Genomic DNA, 25,557 nt, shown 5'->3' with positions numbered 1-25,557 from the left:
CCCTGGCTGCGAAAATAAGCGCAAGGACATGTCTCCAACTACGACAACTTTTTCTATAACTGGAGGCACGAGAAACTTGAGAAATTCGGATCACACCGGACTTTCGCCTAGCTGTTATTTCTAAGCATTGCGGCGAGTGCAGGTATCGTAAGACTGGGGAACAAAAGCGTCCGGTCCTATGTCAAGCATGGCATGATTTAGGTACTCGCACAGGGCGGGAAGCATGCTAGCCTTAGTCTGATAGTTGACCAAGGTCTCAGTGAGATAACGCATATCTTTCTCGGCATTTCCGATGCTGAACTGCAGCCGAGTACACTCTCCTTTCAGAACCCACTCCATGATAGGCGCCAGCATGGCACTATTTGCCCCGCCCTGAGAGCAAATCTCCAGTAGCTTGTGCTGGTCGACCTCCATACTGGCAGCCATGCCCGCGGCCTCAGAAACCAATGCCGCCGCACCCAAAGACAGAAAGTTGTTGATCAATTTTAATTTATGCGCAGAACCTAGTTTACCGACATGAAAGATGTTCTCAGCGAAGCACTCGATGACCGGTCTGATGAGAGCTACTGTATTCTCTTCCCCGCCCACCATGACGTTCAGGCGCCCCTCACGGGCTTCCTTGGGCGTCCGGGCTAAGGGCGCATCGACCAGGGTGATGCCTTGGAGCGATGCGAGCTCGGCGAGGCGTTCCGTTGATTCGGGATGCACCGTCGAGCAATCAACGACAACCAGCCCGTCCTGCCCACCAGCCAGCAGTCCCTGCTCACCAGTGACAATCTCTCTAACCTGTTCGGATGTCGGAACACAGATGAAAACGATATCGCTATGCCTGGCCATCTCCGCAGCCGTTGTGACCTCTACTGCGCCTTCAGTGCACAACGCCTCCAGTGGCTCCCGGTTTCGATGAACCATAACGGCCAGTGGATAACCGCTGCGCACTATATGTCCGGCCATCTCCCTTCCCATCAGCCCCAGACCAATGAAGCCTATGCGTGTCGTCTCTTTCATACTTCCCTCCTGAATCGTCGTTTGCGCACGGCTCACTTTCAAAGCCGTGTTTTCAAGGCCGCGCTTTCAATGCCTTGTCACACTGCCTGCGGAAAAGACACCCCTAACCGCTCGGCCCACTCGGTAAGCGCCTCGGGCACTCCGTCCGGGAGAGGAACCCCCTCCTGCATATAGGTATCATGGAGTGCCAGCCCCCTTTCACCGGGAATCCTCACTGACGGATCGCCTTCGGCGACGGGATTGGTGCGACAGGCATCGACTAACGCCCCCGTTTCACGTTTGAAAGCTTCCAAACCACCGAAAGCTTCCGGATCCAGCACCTGTACCATGACGGAGGCCCCCCACTGGTTCGGCGCCTGCACACGACCGAAGCCCGCCAAGCCCGAGGTCAGCGCCTCCACCATCAGGCCAAGCGCATAGCCTTTATGGCCGTGGTCAAGTCCGCCGATGGGCATAATGCTGCCCTTTGGCTCGTTAAACAGGACGATGGGGTCATCGGTTGCGTGGCCCTGATGGTCCTTCAGCCATGGGTAAGGTAGGCGACTGTTTTGCTTATTGAGACGGCCGACCATGCCATTAGTGGTAATGGATGTGCTGACATCTAAAAGAACCGGGCCTGAATCAGTTGGGTAGCCCACCGCGATGGGGTTGGGCGTATGGGTTGCCTCTAAGCCGCCATAGGGCGCTACGGATTTGGTGGCCGGATCAGAAGACTCGATCACTACCACCAGGTCACGATCAGTTGCCCATTTGAGATAGGCGGCCAGACAAGCGATATGATTCGAGCGGCGAATCACCACTGTCCCCGTGCCACATATCTGCGCCATTTCCTTGGCTGACTCCAGCGCTTGTATAATCAGCCAAGGCCCTGGCAGATATCGTCCATCCCATGTCTCCACCGCTGCACGTTGGGAAATCACCTCCGGCCCACCGGACACCGCCATCCGTCCGGACTGAACTTCCCCAAGATAGGGAGCTAACAACTGGAGTCCGTGCGTGGTATGCCCCATCAAGTCACCAGCGACTAGTATCTCGGCCACCACTCGCGCCTTGTCGTCATCGAGTCCGGCAGCTGCGAGCAACTCGTTGCTGAAACGGGTCATCTTTTGAACGTCGTAATGCTGGCTCATATCCTATTCTCCTAGGTGTTGGTTGTTCAGCGTGAGGCGACTCGAAAACATCACAAAGGAATTCACCGTTGATTTCGTTTTTCCGCCGTGTCTTTGGGATTCCGTCGACGCTGCAACCTGCCCTGCACTTCCCGTGTACATAAATAATAGGCAGTGCGATCACTGGGTTTTCGACGATTTTGAGGCCTCATGCTCTTGTTATGGATTATAAGGGCGTAATAGAGCCATGGAGACTGGCATTATCTTCACTCTATTAATTAATGGCTTTGTTATTAAATTACGCTCTATTCACATTTCATCGCCATACTGCAGCTCAATGGCATCAGCAAAGCTCCGAATTACAGTACCAAAGAAATGCACTTGCACTTACACTTACCCAGGCTCCCGGAATGAAGGATATTTAAAGTGGTGGTGTTCAAGATTCGCGATTGAACGAAACATGTACTGCTCGCCACTCGCAAAATCGTGCAGCCATAAAAGCGAGCCATTGCGTTGGATAGAGAAGTTACCGGCCCACCTCGGGTAATTCACCGATAACCACCTCAGGATCGCTCAAATCGCGCAACTTAGAATGAGCTCAATAAAGGTAATTCTGTTTTTCCGTAACGTGAACGGAAAATTCGTTGCTAAATGCATAACCGACTCGAAATACTTCCCAGCCCTACATCTACACAGGGCAATTCCTAAAAAACGCATATTTTTTTAATTAATATATTCCTTAATAAGTTTATTATTAATAGGCTTCACTGTTCGTGTGGCTCACCCCATGAAGCCATAGCGTGCTTGGCACATAAAATCAATCTAGATGAAATGAACATTGCATTCAATGCCCATAATATAGAACGATAGTCTAATGCTCTTAGCCCGGACTTCTCATAGCACCTCAGCCAGTACCGCGCTCAAGCTGTAACACCCCTAAACATTTATTGGATCTACTGATGTTGCCTACTTTTTTAACCTCTTCCCGTCGTTCAGACACACCTCCTCTCTCTCCATTGCGCCGACTGCCTGCAACATCTTAATGGCCTCGCGCGCACTCGACTAATGCCCAGACTATGGGTGAGCTCGTTTTCTAAGGGGAGATAATCACCAGGTTTTACTCCGCCAGAATCAAAGCCGCTATGATCCGCTCAAGAACCTGCATGGCGACGGAACTTCGTTCCATGGAATCGCCCTCATCATCCACTTATCGACAGACACCGCATCCGCCGACCGGCTACCAAACGTTCAGGTACTGCTGATGTAAGTCGGTACTGATTGCCATCGGTTTCAACGCGTGCGTACGGCGTCCTTGTGAATGAGCCGGGGTAAATACTCCGGAATTTTGACTTCCGGGTTGTCTCGAAATTGCTCCAAACGATGCTGCACCTTCGATTCAGACGCCGTGAGGTGCCTGAATAGGGATTTGCTTGCTTGTTCTGGCTTTCGTGAAAGCATTAAGCTGAAAACTTCACGATGTTCATCAAAGAAAGGATCGCTTTGAGGAAAGTCGATTTTGCCCCCCAGCAGGTGCTTGCTGATCAGCAGTATGGGACGTGTACGTTGCAGCATTGTCACGACCTCATCGTTTCCACCTGCCACCATGGCATGCTGATGAAGATCATTTTCCAGTTCGTCGAGAAGCCCCCCCTGAATGTTGGGGTATTGGTTTTCTGCACTGTCAAGACGCTCGATATACCGCTTGATGTCGGAATCAGGCAGCCGACCAGTGGCTTGAGCGATCATGAAAGGCTCAAGCTGCTGTCGGGCCTCATACAGTTGGTGTAGACGGTCGTCATCAAGTGGCACCACCGTCCAGCTGCTGTATTTGTTGTTTTCAACCAAACCCAGGGACTGAAGATAAAGCAGGATCTTCTGCGTGGTGGTTCGGCTGACGCCAAGTGACTTGGCTAACTTCAGTTCGTTCAGCTCCATGCAGCCCAGCATCGAGCAAAGAACGATGTCACGCTCAATCTCTTCGGCAAACTTCCTCCAGGAGTCGGTGCGCCGGACAGATATCTCTCCACCGGATAGTGTGAAATCTTCCTCGGTAATCTGTCGCCGGATCACCTCTTCCGGTTGGTTCCCGACCAGATATCCTCTTCCGTCGAAACGACTGATTTTCCCTTCATCGTGAAGCCGTTCGAGCGTTTGGCGTACTGGAGAGCGACTTAACTTGAAAAGCTCAGAAATATTGCTTTCCAACAGCACAAGACCAGTTTCAAGGCGGCCACCCTCTATGCTCTCGGATAATATGTGGTAGAGCTGATCTTTTAGAGTACCCATTTCGACTCTCCGATACCTTGTTATTTCTGCTTTTAGCATCCTTCCCTCAGGGCAACGCGCCTGGCAATGAGGGAAATGACGACAGCGAGGACAGTGCCCGAGGTTGTCACTGCTCACCAGCATGTCTATTCATGCTACCGGGTGGGCGTAAAGGCCAGCAGTAGCCTTCGCAAACGCCGTCAGGTGGCCACCTGGCCTTGATGGTAGCGTATCCATCTCGTCCTGAAAGGTCGCCCCTAACAGATTCAACGCTTCCCACTGCCTGTCGTGTTAGACAATGCGGGGTGGGAAGTACAGACCTCTCTAACTATCTTTGACACCATACGCTGGCGAGAAGCAGCGTGGACGAGCGGCCTCAAGCAGCGCGTTCCAGGCCCGGCCCGACGATGGTTCGTGGTCATGACTGTCTTGCCGGGCACGTGTCCTGGCATTCTGACATCGCAACTGCCGACGGGTGCCCCTAGGTCACGGCGCCGACCATCCACGGGACGAATTCATTGTTCCCATATCCAAGTGTTTCGCTCGCACTCAATTCTCCTGACGCAGCCGCGATGATCTTCTCAAAGATTATTTCGCCGACTTCCTCGACACTTGCTGTGCCATCAGCGATAACCCCACAGTTGATGTCCATGTCTTCGGCCATGCGCTCATACATGGTGGTATTAGTCGCAAGCTTGATGGACGGAGTTGGCTTGTACCCGGATACAGAGCCTCGTCCGGTGGTGAAGCAGACCATGTTGGACCCGGAAGCAATCTGCCCAGTGACAGATACCGGATCGTAACCAGGGCTATCCATGAAATTGAAACCGGGTCGAGTACGAGGCTGGGCATACTCGAGGACATCATTGAGGCTGGTGGACCCACCTTTAGCAACTGCCCCCAGCGACTTTTCCAATATCGTGGACAGGCCTCCGGCCTTGTTTCCCGGAGAAGGGTTGTTATTGAGCTCTGCACCATTGATTTCTGTGTAATGCTTCCACCAGGCGAGACGGTCAAGGAGCTTGCCTGCCACTTCTTTGCTCACTGCCCGATCCAGTAGCAGGTGCTCGGCTCCATATATTTCAGGAGTCTCGCTGAGAATCACACTTCCACCGTGCTTGACGATGAGATCCGCGGCGTGCCCGAGCGCCGGATTGGCGGTTATCCCGGAGTATCCATCCGACCCACCACATTGGAGGGCTACGGTGAGGTTGCTCAAAGAACTGGGTTGACGCACTGACCTTGGATGGCTGTGCGCCATGTCTAAGATCTTGTTGCGTGCCAGCTCAATGCTTGCCCTGGTGCCGCCAACGTCCTGGATATTGAAATAGTAGAGACGAGATGTATCGGTCAATCCTGATTTTTCCACCAGTTGCTTGACCTGGTTGGTCTCGCAGCCCAGACCGATGATCAGAACAAATGCGAAGTTCGGATGCCTTGCATAGCCTGCGATGACCCTCTCCAGAAAGGCAAAACCTTCTGTATCGGTGTTCATGGCACAGCCTGAGCCATGTGTCACCGGGACGACACCATCATAACCGAGCGCTTCAACTTCGCCAGACGCATTTAGCTGTTCTGCGGCCATTTTCGCGACGGTAGCTGAGCAATTTACCGTGGAAAGGATACCAATATAGTTGCGTGTACCGGTCTGACCATCCGAACGAAGGTAACCATTGAAGTACCTGCTGCTGGGTTCAGTGTTGGTCATCGGAGCTGGAGTAAACCCTTCCAGGGATGTGGTGCGCTCGAGCATCGATACATTGTGTGTATGTACATGCTCGCCCTGGGCAATGTCACAGCTGGCATTGCCGATGACCTGCCCATATTTGGTAATGCTGTCGCCAGCAGCTATTGCCCTCAAAGCAACTTTGTGTCCCGCATCAATATTCTGCAAGGACAGGTTGGAGTCATCGTCAATCGGCATGCCTTGCGGCAGGGCACGAGTAGCGACCCCTACATTGTCCTGGGAATGCAAACGAATGACAGCGGGCGTGTTGTTGATTAACTGCATGGACGGCCTCTGGAAGAGAAATCACAAACTGGCGGAAAGCTTATCAGCTTTGGAAAGCATGACGATTAGACTATAGTATCAAAAAATGATCATTGCGCGCAATGATCATTTGATTTAACTTTGGCCCCGCATGCTGCCCAGTTGCCCACAGCAGGGCAGATGAAAAACAGCAACAACAGGTGACACAATGAAAAAAGCAACAGCATTTTTGACGGCTGCGACCCTTACGCTTTCAAGTGGTGCCATGATGGTTGCCACGGCCAACGCCCAGGCAGCGACTTCACTGCGCCTTGCACACACCTTCAACCCTGGAGAAGCCAGTTACGAATTGCTGGATACATTAGGCGATCGGGTAGAAGAAAGAACCAACGGCGAACTGAAGATTCAGGTATTCCCGAGTGAACAGCTTGGATCGGAAGTACAGCTGCTCCAACAGTCAAAGAATGGTTCCATCGATATCGTTGTACCGGGCTATTCCGGTGCCAGCACTCTTCTCCCGGCCATGGAAATTTCAAACGCGCCTTTCATTTTCCAAAGCTGGGATGAGGCACGTCATATTCTGGAAGGGGACGCCTATCAGCCGATCTTCGATGAGCTGAAGGAGCAACACAACCTGGTTCCCCTGGCAAAGACTTGGTACTGGGGATGGCGCAACCTCACCTTAAATGGTGATGAAGTTCATAGCGTCGAGGATATGGAGGGGCTCAAGATTCGCGTGCCCGAGTCGCCGGCCTGGGTAGAAATGGTGAAGGCGTTCGGTGCTTCCCCGACCCCGATCCCTTTCAGTGAGGTATACCTGGCCCTGCAGCAGGGTACTGTTGATGGCCAGGAAAACCCGATTCCCACCATCTATTCTCGCAAGTTCTATGAAGTTCAGGATCAGTTGGTCATGAGCAAGCACATGCTGCAAAGCCAGGTTGTGCTGATTAATTCTGAGAAGTTCGAGTCTCTGTCGGACAGCAATCAAAAGATTCTTCGAGAAGTGGTTCAAGAGCTGGCCCAGGAGAACTATGAGCTGCAGACCGAGCGTGAGGACTCCATGCTTGAAGAGCTTCGTGACGGCGGCCAGATCAACGTTGTCGAAGACATTGATCGCGCGTCTTTCGAGCAAGCCTCCGAGCAAGCCAGAGAAAACCTGGTCGATCGCTGGGGTGAAGAAGACTATCGCCGCGTCATGACAGCGATTGAAGACTACCGCAACTAAATACTGCCATCTTTCCGCCTTGTCTCGCCGGCTTTTAGCCACGGGCAAGGCGGGGATTGGTCAATGGTGAAACATGACTAGTTTTCTCGTGAAGGTGAACAGCGGTTTGCTTACGACAGAGAAGGTGACCATCGGGGTGATTCTGGGCATGATGGCACTGCTTCTCACTTTGGGAGTGGCATTTCGATACATCCTTGGCGCTCCTTTCGTATGGAGCGAAAGTGTCTCGAAACTGCTGATCGTCTGGTTGACATTTGTGGGCACTAGTGTGGCTTTCGCTGAAAAACAGCACATCACTGTGGATTCAGTGGTATCAGCCATGCCGGGCAGCGTAAAAACAGTCGTCCATACGCTGGTCCTACTCATCTCCATTGCCATCCTTGGCAGCATGGCGTTTCTTGGATACGAGTACTGCCTGACGGTGGTCAGCAGTACATCTCCAATATTGGGTATATCCCTTGCCTGGTTCGCTTATGCAATGCCGCTGTTCTTTGTATTCAGCGTTTTTCACTTGATTGCGAACGCTATCGTTGAACGCTCTTTCAATGCGTTCGAAACAGATATGGAAAATGTATAGGTGTGAAATGCTGATTATTATACTCGCCGTACTGTTTTCCTTGATTCTTCTGGGTATGCCGATTGCCCTGGCGATGATGGGTGCCTCTGTTTTATCCATCATCTCTCTGGATATTCCGCTGAATGTACTGGCACAACGGGTGTCTTCCGGGGTCGAGTCCTTTCCGTTGCTGGCCATACCTCTTTTCATGCTCGCCGGCGGCATCATGAACAAGAGTGGTATCAGCGAAAGGCTTTTCGATTTCACAAGGTCCCTAGTCGGCCACCTGAGAGGCGGACTTGCCCACGTTAACGTCCTGTCCAGCGTCCTGATGGCCGGCATCTCCGGTTCTTCTCTTGCTGACTGCGCCGCGACGACACGGGTCATGGTTCCTCAAATGGAACGCAATGGCTATGATCGTGGATTTTCGGTTGCTCTCACGGCCTCTTCTGCCACGCTGTCGCCTATCATTCCCCCTTCAATACTGATGGTCGTTTATGGCTGGCAGGCCAATATCTCCATTGGCGATCTTTTCATTGCAGGGATCCTGCCTGGCCTGCTGATCGCCTTCCTGCTAACCCTTCTTATCACCGCCATTAGCATCATCAAGCAATACCCGAAGGATGAAGGTTTCCAACGCTCTCGCGTAGCCAACTATTTCAAGCAGTCGGTATGGGCGTTGCTCATGCCCGTGTTGATTATCGTTGGATTCCGCATGGGCATCTTCACCGTCACCGAAGTTGCTGCGGTCGCCGTTGCGTACTCCTTCTTCGTAGGGAAGTTTGTTTACAGAACATTGAGCTGGAAGGACATGGGAGAGCTGCTCGTCTCCACGTCGCGTGAGGCGGCTTCCATCTTAATCATTATCGCTGCTTCGGCGCCTCTGGCCTGGTCGCTGAGCATATTGCAAGCGCCTCAGGAGGTGGTCACATGGATCACCGGGCTGACGGATGACCCTCTATTGGTTCTGCTGCTGCTGAACCTGGCGTTGTTGGCCATTGGTATGTTCATGGAAACCATCGCCGTGATCATCGTCCTCGTGCCGATACTCATTCCTCTGCTGAATGCTCTGGATATCAGTCTTGTCCATTTCGGCATCATCATGCTGTTCAACCTACTGATTGGCCAGATTACCCCGCCGCTCGGCGTCCTGATGTTCGTAAGCTGCAATATTGCCAAGTTAAGCACGCTGCAATTCCTGCGCTCGTCTCTGCCGTTCTTTCTGGTGCTGCTGCTGGCCCTTCTGGTGATCACTTACGTTCCCGGCTTATCCCTGGCATTCATCAACTAACAAGGTCGACATCCATGCATATTGTACAAGTGGTAAATAAGGGTAATGAGGTCGTGGCAGCTGTCGTCAACGGCGATGAGCTCGAACTGCTATCGCAGCCTCTCTACACCATTGCGCTTAAGGCCGCGAACAGCGGCAAAAAGCTCGTCGAGTCGTTGGCGGATTTTCGCACGGCTGACACCATGTCCTACGACACGGCCATCCGCAATGGATGCCTTCGCGTGCCGATCACCCACCCCGAGCCTGCGAATCTGCTGCTGACCGGAACCGGCCTGACTCACCTTGGTAGCGCAGCGCCCCGTAGCCAGATGCACACAGGGGAGAAAGACGAGTCTAAGACGGCTCAGCCGACCGATACACAGCGCATGTTCGACCTTGGCGTTGCCGGCGGAAAGCCCGCATCGGACGAGGTGGGTGCGCAACCAGAATGGTTCTACAAGGGCACAGGGCATACCCTGCGTGCGCCCTTCGCCGAGATCACCATGCCGGACTTTGCCCTGGATGGTGGCGAAGAAGCCGAGCTTGCAGGCATTTATATCGTCAATGACGAGGGACGCATCTTCAGAGTCGGCTTCTCCCTGGCCAACGAATTTTCCGATCATGTGACAGAAAAGCAGAACTATCTATACCTGGCTCATTCCAAGTTGCGTGACTGCAGCATCGGCCCTGAAATCTTCGTTGGCGATCTGCCGGAGGAGATACACGGGAGTGTTTCCTTGCACCGCAATGGCGAGCAGCTGTGGCATCGCGCTTTCATGAGCGGTGAAAGGCATATGTGCCACTCGGTGAGCAACCTTGAATACCACCATTTCAAATACGCGACGTTCTGCCAGCCCAATCAGCTACATATCCACTTCTTTGGTGCTGCGGTGTTGAGCTTCGGTGACGGAATCGCACTCGAAAATGGCGATGAGATGCGCATCGAGTGCGACATCACGACTCGCCCACTGAGCAACGTACTGAAGCGCACCCCCGCGGCGAAGCCGACCATCGAGACGCTGTAACACGAGATTTGAAGGAGATTATTGATGTACACATTGGAAGGCAAGCAACTGATCGGCAGCCAGGCCATCACGGCTAAGGGCGAGCCCATCCACGCGATCAACCCGGCCACCGGCGAGACCCTCAAGCCCGGCTACCCGGCAGGCTCCAAGGCCGAAGTAGAGCGCGCCTGTGAACTAGCATGGGCTGCCTTCGACCGTTACCGCGAGACCGGTCTCGAGGCGCGGGCGGCGTTCCTCGAAACCATCGCCGACGAGATTGAGGCCCTGGGCGACGCCCTGATCGAGCGCGCCATGGCGGAATCCGGCCTGCCCCAGGCCCGGATCGTCGGCGAGCGCGGACGCACCTGCGGTCAGCTCAGACTGTTCGCTTCGGTGGTACGCGCCGGTGAATGGCTCGACGTGCGCCACGACCCGGCCTTGACGGAACGAGAGCCGATGCCACGCGTCGACCTGCGCCAACGTCACATAGCCCTGGGACCGGTGGCGGTGTTCGGTGCCTCCAACTTCCCGCTGGCGTTCTCGGTGGCCGGTGGCGACACTGCCTCGGCGCTGGCCGCCGGCTGCCCGGTGGTGGTCAAGGCCCACTCCGCCCACCCTGGCACCTCCGAGCTGGTCGGCCGCGCAGTGCAGAAGGCGGTGGCGCGCTGCGAGCTACCCGAAGGCGTGTTCTCGCTGCTCTTCGGCTCCGGCCGCGAGATCGGCCAGGGCCTGGTCAGCGATCCACGGATCAAGGCGGTGGGCTTCACTGGCTCGCGCAGTGGAGGCACCGCTCTGATGCAGACCGCCCAGGCCCGTCCCGAGCCGATCCCGGTATACGCAGAGATGAGCTCGATCAATCCGGTGTTCTTGATGCCCGAGGCGCTCAAGGCCCGCGGCAAGGCGCTGGGCGAGGCCTTCGTCGGCTCCCTGACCATGGGCGCAGGCCAGTTTTGCACCAACCCGGGGCTGGTGATCGCCATTGATGGCGAGGCGCTAGACAGCTTCATCGATGCCGCCGCCGAGGCGGTCGAGGGCGCGGGCGCACAGACGATGCTGACGCCGGGCATATTTGATGCCTACCGCAAAGGCGTGACCACCCTCGCCGGGAGCGACAAGGCCCGTGAAGTGGCGCGCGGCCCTGCCGGCGACGGCCCGAACCAGTGTCAGGCCGGCTTGTTCGTGGCCAAGGCCAGCGATTTCCTCAATGACGAGGCGCTCCAGGCCGAGGTGTTCGGCTCGACCTCCCTTGTGGTCAAGTGCGCCGATCTCGACGAGGTCAAAACGCTGGCCGAAGGACTGGAAGGTCAGCTGACCGCCACCCTGCAGATGGACGATGGCGACATCGACACCGCCCGCACCCTGCTGCCGGTGCTCGAGCGTCGCGCCGGCCGGGTGATGGCCAACGGTTGGCCAACCGGGGTGGAGGTTTGCCACGCCATGGTTCACGGTGGCCCTTACCCTGCCACCTCGGACTCGCGTACCACCTCGGTGGGCAGCGCCGCGATCCATCGCTTCCTGCGTCCGGTGTGCTACCAGAACCTGCCCCAAAGCCTGCTACCCGAGGCCATTCAGGACGGCAATCCGGTCGGCGTAAGCCGCTTGGTCGATGGTCAGCGCGAAGCCTAAAGCGAGATACAACGGTGGAGTAGAGGCTTGATCAATGCACTTTGTTTACCGGCGTTTTACGCGGGATAATGGAGCTATCCCAGTCAGTTAAGCCTATTCTCTATAAGCTGATCATGAGGCTTTCCCGTGTCAGTGTGACTGACACGGGAAGGTCCAGTCGTTTCAGCGACGCCGTTGAAGCCATCGCTAATCCCCTGCCCCGGAATTGAGATAATCCGGAACAAGGCACTCCTTAACATCATTCAACGAATTTCTTCACCTTACCGCCTTACTCCTGACGAGGAAACGCTACCCCTACCGTGACACAGTGATGTCGACGTCACCCCCAGATTGATTAGCGGCCTTCTCAACGTTGTTGTATCTTCAGAAACCAAACGTTCTTCCACAAAGTGTCTCAGCCTAAATAGTGATCGAGACTTTTTAGCGCTTTTTGTATCACGCGGCAGCCATTAGACGCCTGCTGCTGAGTGATAAGCTCTTCCGGGCAGTGGCTTCTCCCTTCGTGACAAGGAACAAACAGCATGCCAGTCGGGGCGATTTGTGCCATATAGACAGCGTCATGTCCGGCGCCGCTAGTCAAGCTCATGGAATCCAAACCGCAGGCTTGGGCGGCCTCCCATATTTTTGACTGAACGAGCTCTGCACAAGGAGTCGGAAGCCCCTCACTGAGTGGCTTTGCGATAATCTCAAGACCAAGGGTTGAGGCATTGCGCTTTGCTTGGTCGAGGATAGGCGGAAAGAAGTTTTGGAGCAGATGAGTATTATTACTTCGTACTTCCAGCACCATCTCAACTTGCTCTGGAATCGCGTTGGTCGCGTTGGGAGAAACGTTCAAGCGACCCACTGTCGCAACCAGATAATGATCTCCGGCGCTCTGACGCTGCGCTTCTTGCTGGATCGCTTTGATCAAACCCGCTGCTTCCGCGAGTGCATCACGACGTAGCTCCATTGGCGTGGTGCCAGCATGATCGGCCTGACCCAAAACCTCAATATCGTAGCGATGAATACCGACGATATCGCTTACTACACCAATGGGCACATGGTTTTCTTCCAGTACGCGTCCCTGCTCGATGTGTAGTTCCAAAAAAGCAGCAACATCACCCTGCTGCCGCAAAGGCGTAACCAAAGCATCCGGGTTACCCCCCATACGACGGATAGCATCGCCTAAACGCTCACCGCCCGGCTCTCGAAAATTGAGCATCTCGCCTGTCAGAGCACCCACCATTCCACGGCTACCGACGCACGAGATGCCATATTCACTTGGTTCTTCGGATAGAAAATCGATAACCTGGACATCATGCCGTAACGGTTCACCCATTTCCTTCAGGCTCTGCACCGCTTCTAGGCCGGCGAGAACGCCAAGGATTCCATCATAGCGCCCTCCGCTGGGCACCGTATCAATATGGCTGCCAATGACTAACGGCGCTAACGAAGGTTCGCTACCTGGCAGAGTGCCAATCAAGTTACCCGCATCATCCAATCGAGTCGTAAGCCCAGCAGCATGCATAGCCCGCTTGAGCCAGTCGCGCCCCTCCTGATAGCGTTCTGTGAACGCTCGACGCGTCCAAGGCCGCTCAGGATCGGTAATCGTCGATAATGCCTCAAGGTTCTGCCATAGACGTTTGGCGTTAATGGTCGTGATGATGTCCTTATCCATGTGTCATCCAACCCCCCAAGGTGTCGAAGAACTCTAGGCACTGAGTAAGTTGATCAATCTCAATGAACTCGTCAGGTTTATGAGCTTGGCGGATCGAGCCTGGTCCAATGATCACGGATGGAATGCCGCCATCAATCTCAAACACCCCGCCTTCAGAGCCATAAGAGACCTTACCGCCACGCGGCGGCAGAATCGGCTCTATAAGTTTAAATAGCTCGCTGCCCGTGGCATCGTCCATGGCAGGATAAGAGAAACGCTCCTGCCACTCGATGCCCGCTACTGTCGAGGCATTGCGCATTTCTGGCAGCAAAGTGGCTTCCACCTCGTCAATTAAGGCCCGCATATCGCCCCAAGCAGCCTGCTGATCGATACTACGAAGCTCGAAAACAAACTCACAGGTGTCAGGCGTTACGTTGGTCGCGACACCACCGTTGATCAAAGTGGCCAACGCAGTCGCATGGGGTACGCTAAAGTCATGGTCGAAAGGTCCCTCACGCTCATATCGTCGTGATCGGTCACTGATCATGGCGATAATACGTGACGCATACTCCACGGCATTGACGTGCTGTGGCGCAAAAGAAGAATGCCCCCCTTCTCCTCGCACCGTGACCTGCATGGCAATCTTTCCCTTCTGGCCATTAACAAGGTGCATTTCGCTAGGTTCGCCAATGATGGCCAGACCAGGCGGGACTTCCAGCCCGGCCAAGTGTTTCGCGATCGCCGGAGCCCCTATACAACCCACTTCCTCATCGTGGGAAAAACAGAAATAGAAGGGGCGCTGCAAGGGGCCTTGTATCAGTGCGGGTGCCGCTGCCATTACGCAAGCTGCGAAGCCTTTCATGTCGCAACTGCCACGTCCAAATAGCCGACTTCCCCGCTGCTCCAGGTGAAACGGATCGCTCGTCCAGCGCTCAGGGTTAGCCGGTACGACATCGGTGTGCCCAGACAGCACAATACCAGGCACATCTTTAGGACCAATGCAGGCGATCAGATTGGCTTTCTCACCGCTCTTGTCATAAAGCACCGTGGTCTCCATCCCTAACTCGTCAAAGTAGCGCTTCAAGTACGCAATGATCTCGAGATTTGAATGGGCGCTGGTCGTATCGAAGCCAATTAGATCCTCAAGATGGGAAACGGCAGTAGCAAGCCGAGGATGATCTTGGAGCTGAGCGCTGCTGGCGTGCATAACGTCTAATCCTTTTGAAAGTGAATAAGGTGTCAGGCCTTGGCTTTCTTAAGCTGCTGGCGAATAGTGATCACAATCACGAACACCGCTAGCGAGGCGAACAACCAGGTGATAGGCGATGAAACCAGAATGCTCGGGTCACCTCGGGAGATGGCAAGGGCACGGCGGAGGTTTTCCTCCAACATTGGCCCCAGGATGAAGGCGATCAGAAACGGGGCTGCGGGGATCGCGAACAAGAACATGAAGAAACCGAACACCCCCATGGCCAGCAACACGATCACGTCGTACATGCTGTTGGAAATCGAGAAGATGCCAAATAGGCACAGAACCAAGACGATGGGTGCCATTAGGCCAGGCGGAATCCGCGAAATGTGCGAGAAAAAGCGCATGGTAGCCTTACCAGCACCAAACAGCAGGACTGACGAGAACAGCATGCCGATAAACAGCATGTAGACTTCGTGAAGGTTGGTCTCGAACAACATGGGGCCTGGTGTCATTCCGTGAATCATAAAAGCACCAAGCATGACCCCGGTGATCACATCACCTGGCACACCAAGCGCCAAAAGCGGGATCATCGTCGAACCGCAACAGCCATTGTTGGCTGACTCAGAAGCCGCAATGCCCTCGACCTCACCCTTACCAAAGTTTTCGCCGTTCCTGGAGCTACGCTGGGCCTCACCGTAGGACGAAAACGCCGCCGCTGACGGCCCAATACCCGGTATTGCCCCCATGATCACACCGATCATGCTTCCTTTAAGCATCGACTTCAGAGAACGGCGAAACTCTTCGCGGGTAACGCGGTTGTCGCCAAGCTGCATGGCCTTTTGAGTCTCAGTATTTCGAAACACCACTATTTTAAGCAGCTCAGGAATCGCAAACAGACCGATTAACACCGGCGCCACAGCCAGTCCGCCGCGCATGTCCATGGTAAGGTCGAAACGGAAGGAGCCGTACATGTCCTCACCGACGGTTGCCAACAAAAGTCCCAGGCAAGCAGATACCAGCCCCAGAATAAGCGAGCGACCCGAAACCCCGGACACCGTCGTCAGTGCGAATACCATCAGCATAAAGTATTCGGGCGGCCCGATTCGCAGTGCAAGGAGGGCAAGTGGTGCCGCAATAAAGATCAACGAGATATTGGAAATGAAGTCACCTGTGCACGACGAGTAAAGCGCCATGTTGAGGGCCTTCCCCGCCTTACCCTGGCGGGCTAGCGGATAGCCATCCAGGGTTGTGCAAGCTGCCGACGCAGTACCAGGGGTTTTGATGAGAATCGCTGACACCGAACCGCCGTAAGTCGATCCCTTATAGAGTGCGACCAGCAGTAGGATGCTGGGGATGGGCTGCATATAAAAGGTAAACGGCAGCGCAAGCGTTACGGCCATGGTGCCAGTCATGCCAGGAATGGCGCCGATGATCACGCCGCCCCAGATACCCGCGGCCATGATCAGGAAATTTTCGATCGTTGCGACTGCCTGAAAGGCAATCAACAGGTCATTGAGCATGGTGATGGTTCCTGTAGTGCGCGGTGCGTCAGAAGCCTAAAGCTTTGAGCAAAGTGCCGGCAGGGAAGCGCGTATTGAGCGCGCTGGAGAAGAATAGGTGGAGTAAAAGCGGTAGCCCCACGGCAACGCTCAACGATATCCATTTATGGTGCCAATAGCCTGTCAACACGAGCACTGCAGCCAGTAGCAGGATGCAGGCTAGAAGAAAGCCAAGCAGTTCAACAGCAACCACGAATAGCGTGAAGGCCAGCACTGCCAAACCGAAACGTGCCATCAACTTACCCAATGGCGTATCACCACGGATCTCGCTGGCCGCCTCAGGGTCGGCGATTGCCTCGGTTTTCTTAGATAGCGACAGTCCAAGCAATAGCAAGCCGAGCAACATTCCAAGAATTGAGACCGCCCTTGGCCACATATCAGGGGGTGGTGCAAATCCAGGAATGAAATTGGGGCGGGGCACATAGATAGGGATTAGCACAAACAACACTAACCCAAACAGCATCGTTACGATCACGCCGCGTGTAATACCCATATGCCCCTCCCAATGCTTGTTATCGCCTCATAAGTCGGATGACTTACGTCTGCCACTGATCACTCCAGGTAGCCAAATTCTTCAGCAAGACCGCGATAGAACTCATACTGCTCTTCGGCATAAGTCGCCATATCGACGCTACCGATCGTTGAGATCGATCCACGGTCATCAGCACGGCTCAGCCAAGTGTCACTCTCAGCGACCTCTGCCAATACGCCGTCCCAAGTCGTCACGACCTCTTCGGGCAGGTTGGGCGGACCGTACAGAGCGCTCCAGCCGACGACTTGTCCGGCCAGTTCATAGCCAAGCTCTTCAGCGGTGGGGACATCAGGCAACGAGTCCATGCGCTCCGGTGCGTAAACCATCAGGGGACGCATATCGCCGCTTTCAATGTGCGGCATCAGTGACCCAGCAGCGATCGCCAAGAAATCAACATGCCCACCGAGTAGCGCAGTTGCCAAAGCACCACCGCCACGGAATGGCACCAGCGTCGCGGCAGAAAGCGGATCCATTCCCGCGTCAGAAAGTAGTGTCTGCACGGTAAAGCCATCAATAGCGGTCGCGCCTGAAGCCGCATAGGCCATAGCACCTGGATTGCTTTCGACTCCCTCAAGCAACTCCTCGACGCTTTCATAGGGAGAATCCTCGGCTACCGCCAGAATCATCGGCGTGGCTTCTAGAGAACCAAGAAAAGTGTACTCGTCCCAATCGACGCTGCTGTTCTCGTTCACGGCGGGTGACAGCGCCATACCCACTCGAGCCAGCAACAGGGTATAACCATCGGGTTCAGACTCCGAGACCGCACGGGCACCAGTCATCCCCCCAGCGCCGGACTGGTTTGACACTGTGATTGGCTCGCCAAGGAACTCCCGAGCGGATTCAGCCAACGCTCGACCAGCAAGGTCAGAGGCACCGCCAGGGCCATAGGGAACAACCAGCGTCACGGCTTCGGACGGATAGCTTTGCGCATGGGCCGTACACGTCACCATTAGACCCACTGCTGCGAGGTTCAATATGCGTTTCATTCCTGTCTCCTTGATTATTTTTGCTTGCGCTACGTCTGGGCACTCAGTGCTACACGCCAAACGAACAGACTCAGCATAGACAGGTATGAAAATAATTGCAATAAACTGTCTCAGCATGCATTTTAGTACTAGCAAGACTACAAAACTGCATGCCAGACGATGTTGTAGGATGTAAATATGAAGGGGAAAGGCACGCTAAAGACTCAGGGCTCTTTGGGTTTAATTGGGGAAAAAGCCGACACCGTCAATGTATATACCTGGCTAAAAGCCTCGAGGAGGAGAAATGAAACTTAAAGAAATTGAAGCCTTCGATGCTTTTATGAAGCATGGCACGACTAAAGCCGCCGCCGATGCATTGGCAATCAGCCAATCGATGGTAAGCCGCCTCCTCAGCGGATTAGAGGAAGAAGTTGGTTTTGTTCTGTTCAAGCGAACACGTAACCAGATTGAACCAACCGCCGAGGCCTTCGCCTTCCATGACTCAGCACTTCGGTTGATATCGAGCATACGCGACACTCAAAAAGATGCTGAAGCCATCGCCAACAATCAAGTCGGTAACGTCGTGATCGCTGCACAACCGATCTTTTGCGATACATTTCTGCTTGATGTGATTAAACGTTTCAAAGAGCGACACCCCAAAGTCGGGGTTCGCCTGATCGATGTAGGAATGCAGGAACTACTCAAGATGATAGATAATAACACCTGCGATATGGCGCTTGGCATTACCCTTGAAGCCGATACCTATGGCGCCAGCGTGACTAGCTTAGCGCGCTGTTCTGCCCGCTGTATCATGCACCGAAAACATCCGCTGGCTGCGCTCGACACCGTGCCAATTACCAGCTTACAGAACCAGACCTTTATTGAACTAATGCCTGATAGCCCACTGCGGTCACGGGTCGACTACATCATGCAAACCATTGATATAAAGAGGAACATTGCAGCAGAAATTCGTCCTATGCGCGGCGTCTGTGCACTGGTCGATCGAGGGGTAGGCATTGCCGTCGTTGACCCCATTGCTGAACTATTACTGCCAGGTACTGATGTCGTCTCCAAACCTCTTGACCCAACAATAGAATGGGAAATTGCCCTTCTAAAATCTAAACGCAGACCGCTAAGTAACGTATCCGCAGCCTTTTACGATGAACTAGAAAAAGAAATTGCCAACTTAATAAATATGGGCATCATGCAGGAAAGACGACACGTTTAAATAAATAGAGATCAGCCATGATCGAGCCACCAAAGGCTATCGCCCGACGAAGTCTGGCTACTGCAGTGGCTGGGAGACTACTTAGAACTATGTGGGTGCGAGGTTCGTAAGAGCCCAATTCATTGGGCGATCAGAAAGGATCAAGCCACCAATGCGATCCCCCGGAGAAGCCTTGTATTGACAAAGACCGGAAGACCCATGGTAGCCAGTTCTTGACTAAAGAGGCCTTATAAAGGCCTCTTCAGTCCACATCACAACGTTCACTACAGCGTGTTATTACAGCGTGTTTTTATAAAAGGCACCGTCTTTCATGATGAGCATCAGTTGTTCATCCGGCTGGGTGAGCACATTGATGTCATCCAATGGATTATCCTTGAGAATAATAATATCCCCGCGTGCGCCTGGAACAATCTCGCCAAAATCGCCAACGTAATCAAAGGCATCAGCGGCATTGCAGGTGGCGGTACGGATCAACTCATCGGTTGGCACCACATCCTTGCGCAGATGAAATTCATTGAGCTGATGACGCTGCATTCGGCCCAGCAAATCCGTGCCGAATAGCATCTTGACGCCATGGCGTTGTGCCATTTCCAGCGCCTTACCACCCGCATCAAGAACATCAAACACCTTACGCTGCAAGTGCTCCGCCATACCGGCCTCCACACCTTCCTTGGCCAGGGCATCATAGGTGGCAAGCGTTGGCGTCAGGTAGGCGTCGTGCTTGATGAACAAACGGCAGCTCTCTTCATCCATCAGGTTCCCGTGCTCAATGGTTTTGACGCCCCGGGGAATCAGCCGGTTGATGGCGCGCGCCGTGTAGGCATGGGCCATGGTATGGATATTGGCGGCCGTCGCTTCCTCGACGATCGCGTCGATTTCCTCGATGGAAAACTGGGTGCTATCGATACGATCCGTGGGCGATGAAACGCCGCCGGACGCCATGATCTTGATCTGGGTGGCCCCCTTTCTGATTTCGTCCCGGGCAGCACGACGCACTTCACTGACACCGTCGCAAACCCGGCCCAGGCCAGAGCAACAGAAGCAGCCTTCGAAGGTTTGCTGCCCCGGCCCGCGCATATCAGCATGACCACCGGTCTGGGAAAGCGCATTGCCCGCGTACATGATGCGCGGCCCCACCAAAGCCCCTTCATCGACCGCCTTCGCCAGGCCGTAATCGGCACCACCGGCATCCCGCACGGTGGTAAAGCCACGCATCAGCATATCTTCAAGCAGCTCACTCGACTTGGCGCCGACATAAAACGGCGAAAGCGTTTCAAGCAAGGCAAAATTGGGCGTGATGGCCGTCACATGAACATGAGAATCAACCAGGCCCGGCATCAGGAAGTGCCCACGGACATCGACGACCTGGTCATCGTCGCCCTCTAAGGGGGAATCACTAACCGCAACGATACGGCCCTCTTGTACACGCACCTGCTGGTTGGCAAGTACTTTACCGTTACGCGTATCAATAACGTTGGCATTAATAAAACGAGTCGATTTCATTGGAATTCCTTTTGATAGAGCGAGCGTTAAAACATTTTTTGTGGGAGATAAAGTGACAGTGCCGGGATCAGCACGATCAGTAACAGAGCGATAACGTCCATGACGATGAACCAGCTTACGCCCCTGAAGACTTCCGAAAGAGTGACGCTTTTACCCAGCGCGCCCTTGATGACATACACATTCAGCCCGATAGGCGGCGTCACCAGCCCCACTTCAAGCAGCTTGACGACGATAATCCCGAACCAGATCAAGTTGAGATCGGCGCCTTCGACCAATGGCAGGATCAGCGGCAGCGTGAGAAGCAACAGGCCGATGGAGTCAATGAACATACCCAACACCAGATAGATCAGCGCGACGGCGAGAATGATCCACCACGTCTCGGTGCTGACCCCCAGAATCAGCTCGGAGAAGGCAGCAGGCACCCCACTCATGGCGAGAAAGCGGGTGAAAAAAAGCGAGCCAATCAGGATAATGAAGATACTCGCAGTGCTTACCGCCGTGCTGACCAGCGCCTCCTTGATCGCCTCCATGGTGAGGGACCGTCGCGCAAAGGCGATGACGGCCGCGATGGTAGTGCCCACAGCGCCAGCTTCCGTAGGCGAGAAAACACCCAGAAAAATCCCGCCCAGCACAGAGCCGATCAGAAGAGGTAACGGCCAGATATCTTTAAAGGCGTCCCATTTCTCGTCCCAGGTGGAACGCACATCAACGTCGCCGGCCAAGCTCGGGTTAAGCTTGGTCCGCACCATGATCATGGCGATATAGAGCAGCGCCGAGAGCACCCCCGGAATAAAACCGGCCATGAACAGCTGGCCCACCGAAACCTGAGCGTAAACACCGTAGAGCACCAGCAGCACACTGGGAGGAATCAAGGAGCCCAAGGTGCCTGACGCCGCCACCGTACCTGTAGCCAGCCCTTTGTCGTAGTGGTGCTTGAGCATCTCGGGGACGGCAATGCGCGACATGGCCGCCGACGTTGCAACGCTGGAGCCAGAGGCGGCAGCAAAGAAGGCAGATGCCATCACACTGGAGACGGCCAAACCACCAGGCAACCGAGCCAGATAAAGCCGCATGGCATGGAACAGCCCCTGGGTCATGCGGGTGCTGGTACACAAATAGCCCATGAACAGGAACATGGGCGCGGCCGTCAGTTCCCAGGTGCCCGCAAAGTCGAACGGCGTGGCAGAAATCATGCCCCAGGCCACCCGCATGTTGGTCAATTCACTGATGCCGATGATCGACACAAGTCCCAGGGCGATGCCAATGGGCACCCGCAGGGCGATCAGGGCCAAGGCGATGGCAATACCTGCCACGCCTATTTCGATATTACTCATGGGGGTACTCCTACAGGGCTCGGCGTAGACGCAGCGCCTTGATCATATTGGCGATGATGGCCAGGCACATGGCGGCAAAGCCAACCGGTAACGCCCAGCGGCTAGGCCAAAGATAGAACTGGAAATTCGCCATGGCAGTTTCCAGTCGTATTGTGGCCTCTAAAGCATCGAGGAAGCTCTTGTAGCAGAGCATGCCGAAATAGATCAGGCCGAGCGAACTGGCAAACAGGTAAAGCACTAGCTGCAAGGAAGGAGGGAGTCTTCCGGCCAGTACATCGACACTGATGTGCTCCTGCTGGAGCTCGACATAGGCCAGCGGCAGGAAGACCACCGCGACCATGTAATAGAAAGAAACAAATTCCAGCGTCCCCGCGAACGACTTTCCGAACACGTATCGAAGCGCTACGTCCAGCGAGACATGCAACGCCATCAGTATCAAGAAGAGCGTTGCCAGCACCAGGGCGCTTTTGGCAAACCAGTAGCTCAGAGACTCGAAGCGCTTGATGATCATGCGGGCTCACTCCTCGTCGAATCTGAGGCAGAAAAACCCAGTTTCAGAAGCGTCTCTTTCCAGAAAACCAGCATATCCCTGTAGAGCTCAGGGTCATCACGCCATATGCTCTGAGCCCCCATGCCTCGCATCATGCACAGGGTGGCATTAAGAGCGACCCGGTTCTGATGCGATGTGTGTTCCGAGCTGGAGACTAACTGCTCCCAGATTTTCTCCAAGGAGTCATTGAACCTTGCGGCAAGCGGCACCAGTGCACTCATGATGTCGGGATCGGTCCGCGCATTGGTGAGGAACTCCAGGGTCACCATGTACATGTCCCCCTTGAAATGCTCATGCAAGGCTTTCAACAGGCTATCGAAGTTCATCCTGCCTTCGCTGACGCCTATCGCCATTTCCCGGACGCTTTCAACCTCACGGTTGAGCAAATCCTCGAGCGCGGCCTGCATCAACAACGTTTTAGACGGGTAGTGATGAACCAAAGCGCCTCGAGAAACACCGGCCTGACGCGCGACATCAACGGTAGAGGTCGCACGAATCCCCTTGGCAAGAATGCATTCAATCGTTGCCTGCGTGACCCGGGTCTGGGTTTGGTGTGAGCGTTCTTCCTGGTTCTGTCGCTTTGTCATGGCGAACCCTTCCCTATCTCGGCCATGGCCGCCTCATTGAGGCGGCCTTGCGGCTTAAGCATTAATAAATACCGTAGTCTGCAGGAAGTTTGTCGAAGATTTCTTCCATGGCCAATTCCGCTAACGCCTCTTCGTCTTCGCGGTCAACCTCACTGATCAAGGCTTCCCACTTGTCATAGGTGGCCAGGAAATCATCGATCAGCGCTTCCGGGTCTTCGACGCCGTATTGATCGCGGGCCTTGTCATAGACGTTTTCCAGCGCTTCATCGCGGAACGTTTCCACCGACGCCATCAGGTCGTCTTCAGGCTCGTAAATATTGTTGCCGTTTGCTTCGGCCTCTTCCATGGCGGCTTCAGCCGCGCCGATGTATTGAACCACCATGCGCGTCATGGCCTTGGCGCTTGCTTCCTTGAAGACCTCACGCTGCTCATCGCTAAGGTCGGCCCAGAAACCCGCGTTGAAGCCCCACTGAGGGCCGGACCAATACATACCGGTAGGCAAAAGAGTGGTGTGTTCGGCGACCTCCCACAGCGAGCGATCCACCAGATCATTGACCGCATTGGTCGCACAATCCAGTGACCCGCGGTCGAGCCCGCTGTACATCTCGCTGGAAGGCACGTTGACCGGCGTGCCCCCTGCTTCCTCGACCCATGCAGACACCGTGGAACCGGCCGTGCGGATGCGCTTGCCACTCAGCTCTTCAAGGTTGCGAACGGGTTCACGACACATCAACACATAAGGCGGGGTGTTGTAGGCGCCCAGGTAGACGATACCCAGTTCTTCCCACTCGGCAAGTTGCGTGGGATTGTTCAAACTGAAGTCGGTAACAGCCAGAACACTGATCAACGGATCCGAATAGTTGAACCCCAGTTCCTGCACGGCATTGGCTACCGGCATTTCGGAAGGCGTGTAAATAGCCGCATGATGAGCGACTTGAGCAATATTGTCCTGGATCCCTTGCAGGCTGGCACGGGGGGCTAGCAGCACCGTCCCGGTATACACCTCGGGTTGAAGTTCACCATCGGAAAGCTCTTTGACCGTCTCAGCCCACTCGATGTAACCATAGCGAGAGAAAGGGTGCTGCTGGTCATAGAAGGAATTGGCAATGAAGGAAGTCGATGCTTGTGCTGAAGCTACGTAGGCAGGAAGCGCCAGAGCGGCGACGACGAGCGGTAGCGTATTGCGAGTAACGTTCATACAGTTTCCCCGGCCGAGTTAATCGACAGTTTGTTGCTATTATCTTGCTGTATATAAGGCGGCACCTAGCGGATTGGCGAGTGCACGATATTCAATGTAGACTTCAAGAAACAAAAAAACAAGCAGGTCTGTTTGTTTTATAGTGGCCTGCCGTTTTGAGAAAGGTTACGCGATGACATCAAAGGAAAACCCGACTCGACTCGATAGAGCGGGCACCTGGAAAGGGATACGCCTGATGCTGCCGCTGGCGGCTTTCACGGTGGCGTTTGGCTTGGCGTTCGGCGTTGCGGCCGTGCATCAGGGGCTAGCCGATTGGGAAGCGATGCTGATGAGCCTTTTTGTGTTTGCCGCCCCCTCGCAGTTTGCGGCCCTAGAGCTTTGGCACACGCCCCTGCCCCTGCTGGCGTTGGCCGCGATCACCCTGGCCATCCATACCCGGCATATGCTGATGAGTGCAGCACTCTACCCCTGGCTCAAGCCACTGCCGCGCCGTCAGCAATTCGCCATGGTGATCCTGCTCACCGACTCGAACTGGGCCATGGCCCTGGGGGAATATCACCGGGGGGAGCGTAACCTGGGCGTTCTGCTGGGGGGAGGGATCGCGCTATGGAGCGCTTGGGTGGTAGGGACCGCCATCGGGCTGGTATTTGGTGGCGGCATCACCGAGCCAGAACGGTTCGGTCTTGACGTGATCATGCTCTGCTTTCTACTCATGATCGTGGTAGGAGGAAAGCCCCGGGCCATCATGGCCGTCCCCTGGCTGGCGGCCGCCATCAGCGCGCTCATGGCGTACTGGTGGCTCCCCCCCTATCTGCACGTCATGGTAGGCGCCCTGACGGGGGGAGTGATCGCCGTGCTGTTGCCCGGGCGCTGGTTCAGGGAAACTGGCTCATGAGTTCGCTGCAGGTCTGGCAATCGTTATTGGCGATCTCATTAATGGCCCTGATCGCCTACGGCTCCAGGGTCCTGGGGCTGTTGATCATGGCAACGGTGCCTTTAAGCCCCCTGGTACGGCGCTTCGTCGATGCCATGTCAAGTTCAGTGCTGATTGCCGTGATAACGCCCATGATCGTGCATGGAGACGGAGGCGCGCGGCTTGCAGCCGTGGCCGCCGGGGCGGTAGCGATTGGCCTGCGAAGCCCCCTGGTATCAATCGCGGTAGGGATAACCTGCGCGGCATCCTGGCGGTGGTGGTTTTCCTGAAAGTAAATGACAAAACC

22 protein-coding genes are annotated in these 25,557 nt (G+C 54.8%); 8 read left to right on the top strand and 14 right to left on the bottom strand.

Translation table 11 applies throughout. The features are described 5' to 3' along the window. Positions 1-120: 120 nt before the first annotated feature. The 4 genes from IT895_RS05645 to IT895_RS05630 form a co-directional block, all read right to left on the bottom strand. Entirely contained in the window at positions 121-1,008 is an 888-nt protein-coding gene (locus IT895_RS05645) for an NAD(P)-dependent oxidoreductase (RefSeq protein WP_199284975.1), read from the bottom strand. Between the two features lie 77 nt (positions 1,009-1,085). After that, complete coding sequence (locus IT895_RS05640) at positions 1,086-2,138, bottom strand: Ldh family oxidoreductase (RefSeq protein WP_199284974.1); 1,053 nt, start codon at positions 2,136-2,138, stop codon at positions 1,086-1,088. A 1,269-nt stretch (positions 2,139-3,407) separates the two neighbouring features. Continuing rightward, a complete protein-coding gene (locus IT895_RS05635; RefSeq protein ID WP_199284973.1) occupies positions 3,408-4,403 on the bottom strand; it encodes a GntR family transcriptional regulator in 996 nt (331 codons plus the stop codon). A 460-nt stretch (positions 4,404-4,863) separates the two neighbouring features. After that, the gene (locus tag IT895_RS05630; RefSeq protein ID WP_199284972.1) at positions 4,864-6,393 is read right to left on the bottom strand and encodes a UxaA family hydrolase; all 1,530 of its coding nucleotides are present in this window, start codon (positions 6,391-6,393) and stop codon (positions 4,864-4,866) included. A 187-nt stretch (positions 6,394-6,580) separates the two neighbouring features. On the opposite strand from IT895_RS05630, the gene IT895_RS05625 reads away from it, so the two are divergent. The 5 genes from IT895_RS05625 to IT895_RS05605 all read left to right on the top strand — a co-directional run bounded on the left by IT895_RS05625 (position 6,581) and on the right by IT895_RS05605 (position 12,053). Then, entirely contained in the window at positions 6,581-7,597 is a 1,017-nt protein-coding gene (locus IT895_RS05625; protein ID WP_199284971.1) for a TRAP transporter substrate-binding protein, read from the top strand. Between the two features lie 73 nt (positions 7,598-7,670). Next, on the top strand, positions 7,671-8,174 hold the full coding sequence (locus tag IT895_RS05620) for a TRAP transporter small permease (RefSeq protein ID WP_199284970.1): 504 nt from the start codon (positions 7,671-7,673) through the stop codon (positions 8,172-8,174). A gap of 7 nt (positions 8,175-8,181) precedes the next feature. Further along, positions 8,182-9,444 carry a TRAP transporter large permease gene (locus IT895_RS05615; RefSeq protein WP_199284969.1) on the top strand — a complete coding sequence of 421 codons (1,263 nt, stop codon included), beginning with the start codon at positions 8,182-8,184 and terminating at the stop codon, positions 9,442-9,444. A gap of 14 nt (positions 9,445-9,458) precedes the next feature. Further along, positions 9,459-10,448: an AraD1 family protein gene (araD1, locus tag IT895_RS05610; protein WP_199284968.1), complete on the top strand. Its 990-nt coding sequence runs from the start codon at positions 9,459-9,461 to the stop codon at positions 10,446-10,448. A gap of 24 nt (positions 10,449-10,472) precedes the next feature. Next, positions 10,473-12,053 (top strand): aldehyde dehydrogenase (NADP(+)), encoded by a 1,581-nt coding sequence (locus IT895_RS05605; protein WP_199284967.1) that lies wholly within the window; start codon positions 10,473-10,475, stop codon positions 12,051-12,053. A gap of 394 nt (positions 12,054-12,447) precedes the next feature. Here IT895_RS05605 and IT895_RS05600 read toward each other — a convergent pair whose 3' ends face one another. From IT895_RS05600 to IT895_RS05580, 5 genes are read right to left on the bottom strand one after another with little or no spacing between them, the layout of a single operon-like run. Then, entirely contained in the window at positions 12,448-13,710 is a 1,263-nt protein-coding gene (locus IT895_RS05600) for a Zn-dependent hydrolase (RefSeq protein WP_199284966.1), read from the bottom strand. Further along, a complete protein-coding gene (gene argE, locus IT895_RS05595; protein WP_199284965.1) occupies positions 13,703-14,896 on the bottom strand; it encodes an acetylornithine deacetylase in 1,194 nt (397 codons plus the stop codon). The genes IT895_RS05600 and argE overlap by 8 nt, the downstream gene beginning before the upstream one ends. Positions 14,897-14,928: 32 nt before the next feature. After that, a complete protein-coding gene (locus tag IT895_RS05590) occupies positions 14,929-16,401 on the bottom strand; it encodes a tripartite tricarboxylate transporter permease (RefSeq protein ID WP_199284964.1) in 1,473 nt (490 codons plus the stop codon). A gap of 28 nt (positions 16,402-16,429) precedes the next feature. Beyond that, positions 16,430-16,933 (bottom strand): tripartite tricarboxylate transporter TctB family protein, encoded by a 504-nt coding sequence (locus IT895_RS05585; RefSeq protein WP_199284963.1) that lies wholly within the window; start codon positions 16,931-16,933, stop codon positions 16,430-16,432. 59 nt (positions 16,934-16,992) lie between these two features. After that, positions 16,993-17,958 carry a Bug family tripartite tricarboxylate transporter substrate binding protein gene (locus IT895_RS05580; RefSeq protein WP_199284962.1) on the bottom strand — a complete coding sequence of 322 codons (966 nt, stop codon included), beginning with the start codon at positions 17,956-17,958 and terminating at the stop codon, positions 16,993-16,995. Positions 17,959-18,241: 283 nt separating this feature from the next. Between IT895_RS05580 and IT895_RS05575 the strand changes: the two genes are divergently transcribed. Further along, complete coding sequence (locus IT895_RS05575) at positions 18,242-19,165, top strand: LysR family transcriptional regulator (protein ID WP_199284961.1); 924 nt, start codon at positions 18,242-18,244, stop codon at positions 19,163-19,165. A gap of 276 nt (positions 19,166-19,441) precedes the next feature. Here IT895_RS05575 and IT895_RS05570 read toward each other — a convergent pair whose 3' ends face one another. The 5 genes from IT895_RS05570 to IT895_RS05550 form a co-directional block, all read right to left on the bottom strand. Next, entirely contained in the window at positions 19,442-20,668 is a 1,227-nt protein-coding gene (locus IT895_RS05570; protein WP_085918916.1) for a metal-dependent hydrolase family protein, read from the bottom strand. Between the two features lie 26 nt (positions 20,669-20,694). Then, positions 20,695-22,002: a TRAP transporter large permease gene (locus IT895_RS05565; RefSeq protein WP_085918917.1), complete on the bottom strand. Its 1,308-nt coding sequence runs from the start codon at positions 22,000-22,002 to the stop codon at positions 20,695-20,697. A gap of 10 nt (positions 22,003-22,012) precedes the next feature. Then, positions 22,013-22,513 (bottom strand): TRAP transporter small permease, encoded by a 501-nt coding sequence (locus IT895_RS05560; protein ID WP_199284960.1) that lies wholly within the window; start codon positions 22,511-22,513, stop codon positions 22,013-22,015. Continuing rightward, positions 22,510-23,139 (bottom strand): TetR/AcrR family transcriptional regulator, encoded by a 630-nt coding sequence (locus IT895_RS05555; protein WP_199284959.1) that lies wholly within the window; start codon positions 23,137-23,139, stop codon positions 22,510-22,512. Before IT895_RS05555 ends, IT895_RS05560 begins: the two co-directional genes overlap by 4 nt. 61 nt (positions 23,140-23,200) lie before the next feature. Next, on the bottom strand, positions 23,201-24,337 hold the full coding sequence (locus IT895_RS05550) for a C4-dicarboxylate TRAP transporter substrate-binding protein (protein ID WP_199284958.1): 1,137 nt from the start codon (positions 24,335-24,337) through the stop codon (positions 23,201-23,203). A gap of 172 nt (positions 24,338-24,509) precedes the next feature. Between IT895_RS05550 and IT895_RS05545 the strand changes: the two genes are divergently transcribed. Beyond that, entirely contained in the window at positions 24,510-25,232 is a 723-nt protein-coding gene (locus tag IT895_RS05545; RefSeq protein WP_199284957.1) for an AzlC family ABC transporter permease, read from the top strand. Further along, positions 25,229-25,540 (top strand): AzlD family protein, encoded by a 312-nt coding sequence (locus tag IT895_RS05540; protein ID WP_085918921.1) that lies wholly within the window; start codon positions 25,229-25,231, stop codon positions 25,538-25,540. The genes IT895_RS05545 and IT895_RS05540 overlap by 4 nt, the downstream gene beginning before the upstream one ends. Positions 25,541-25,557 lie beyond the last annotated feature (17 nt).

This window comes from Halomonas sp. A40-4 (assembly GCF_015767635.1).
Classification (GTDB): domain Bacteria; phylum Pseudomonadota; class Gammaproteobacteria; order Pseudomonadales; family Halomonadaceae; genus Vreelandella; species Vreelandella janggokensis.
The sequence above is the reverse complement of the archived record's forward strand: the minus strand, read 5'-3'. Positions and strand labels throughout refer to the sequence as shown.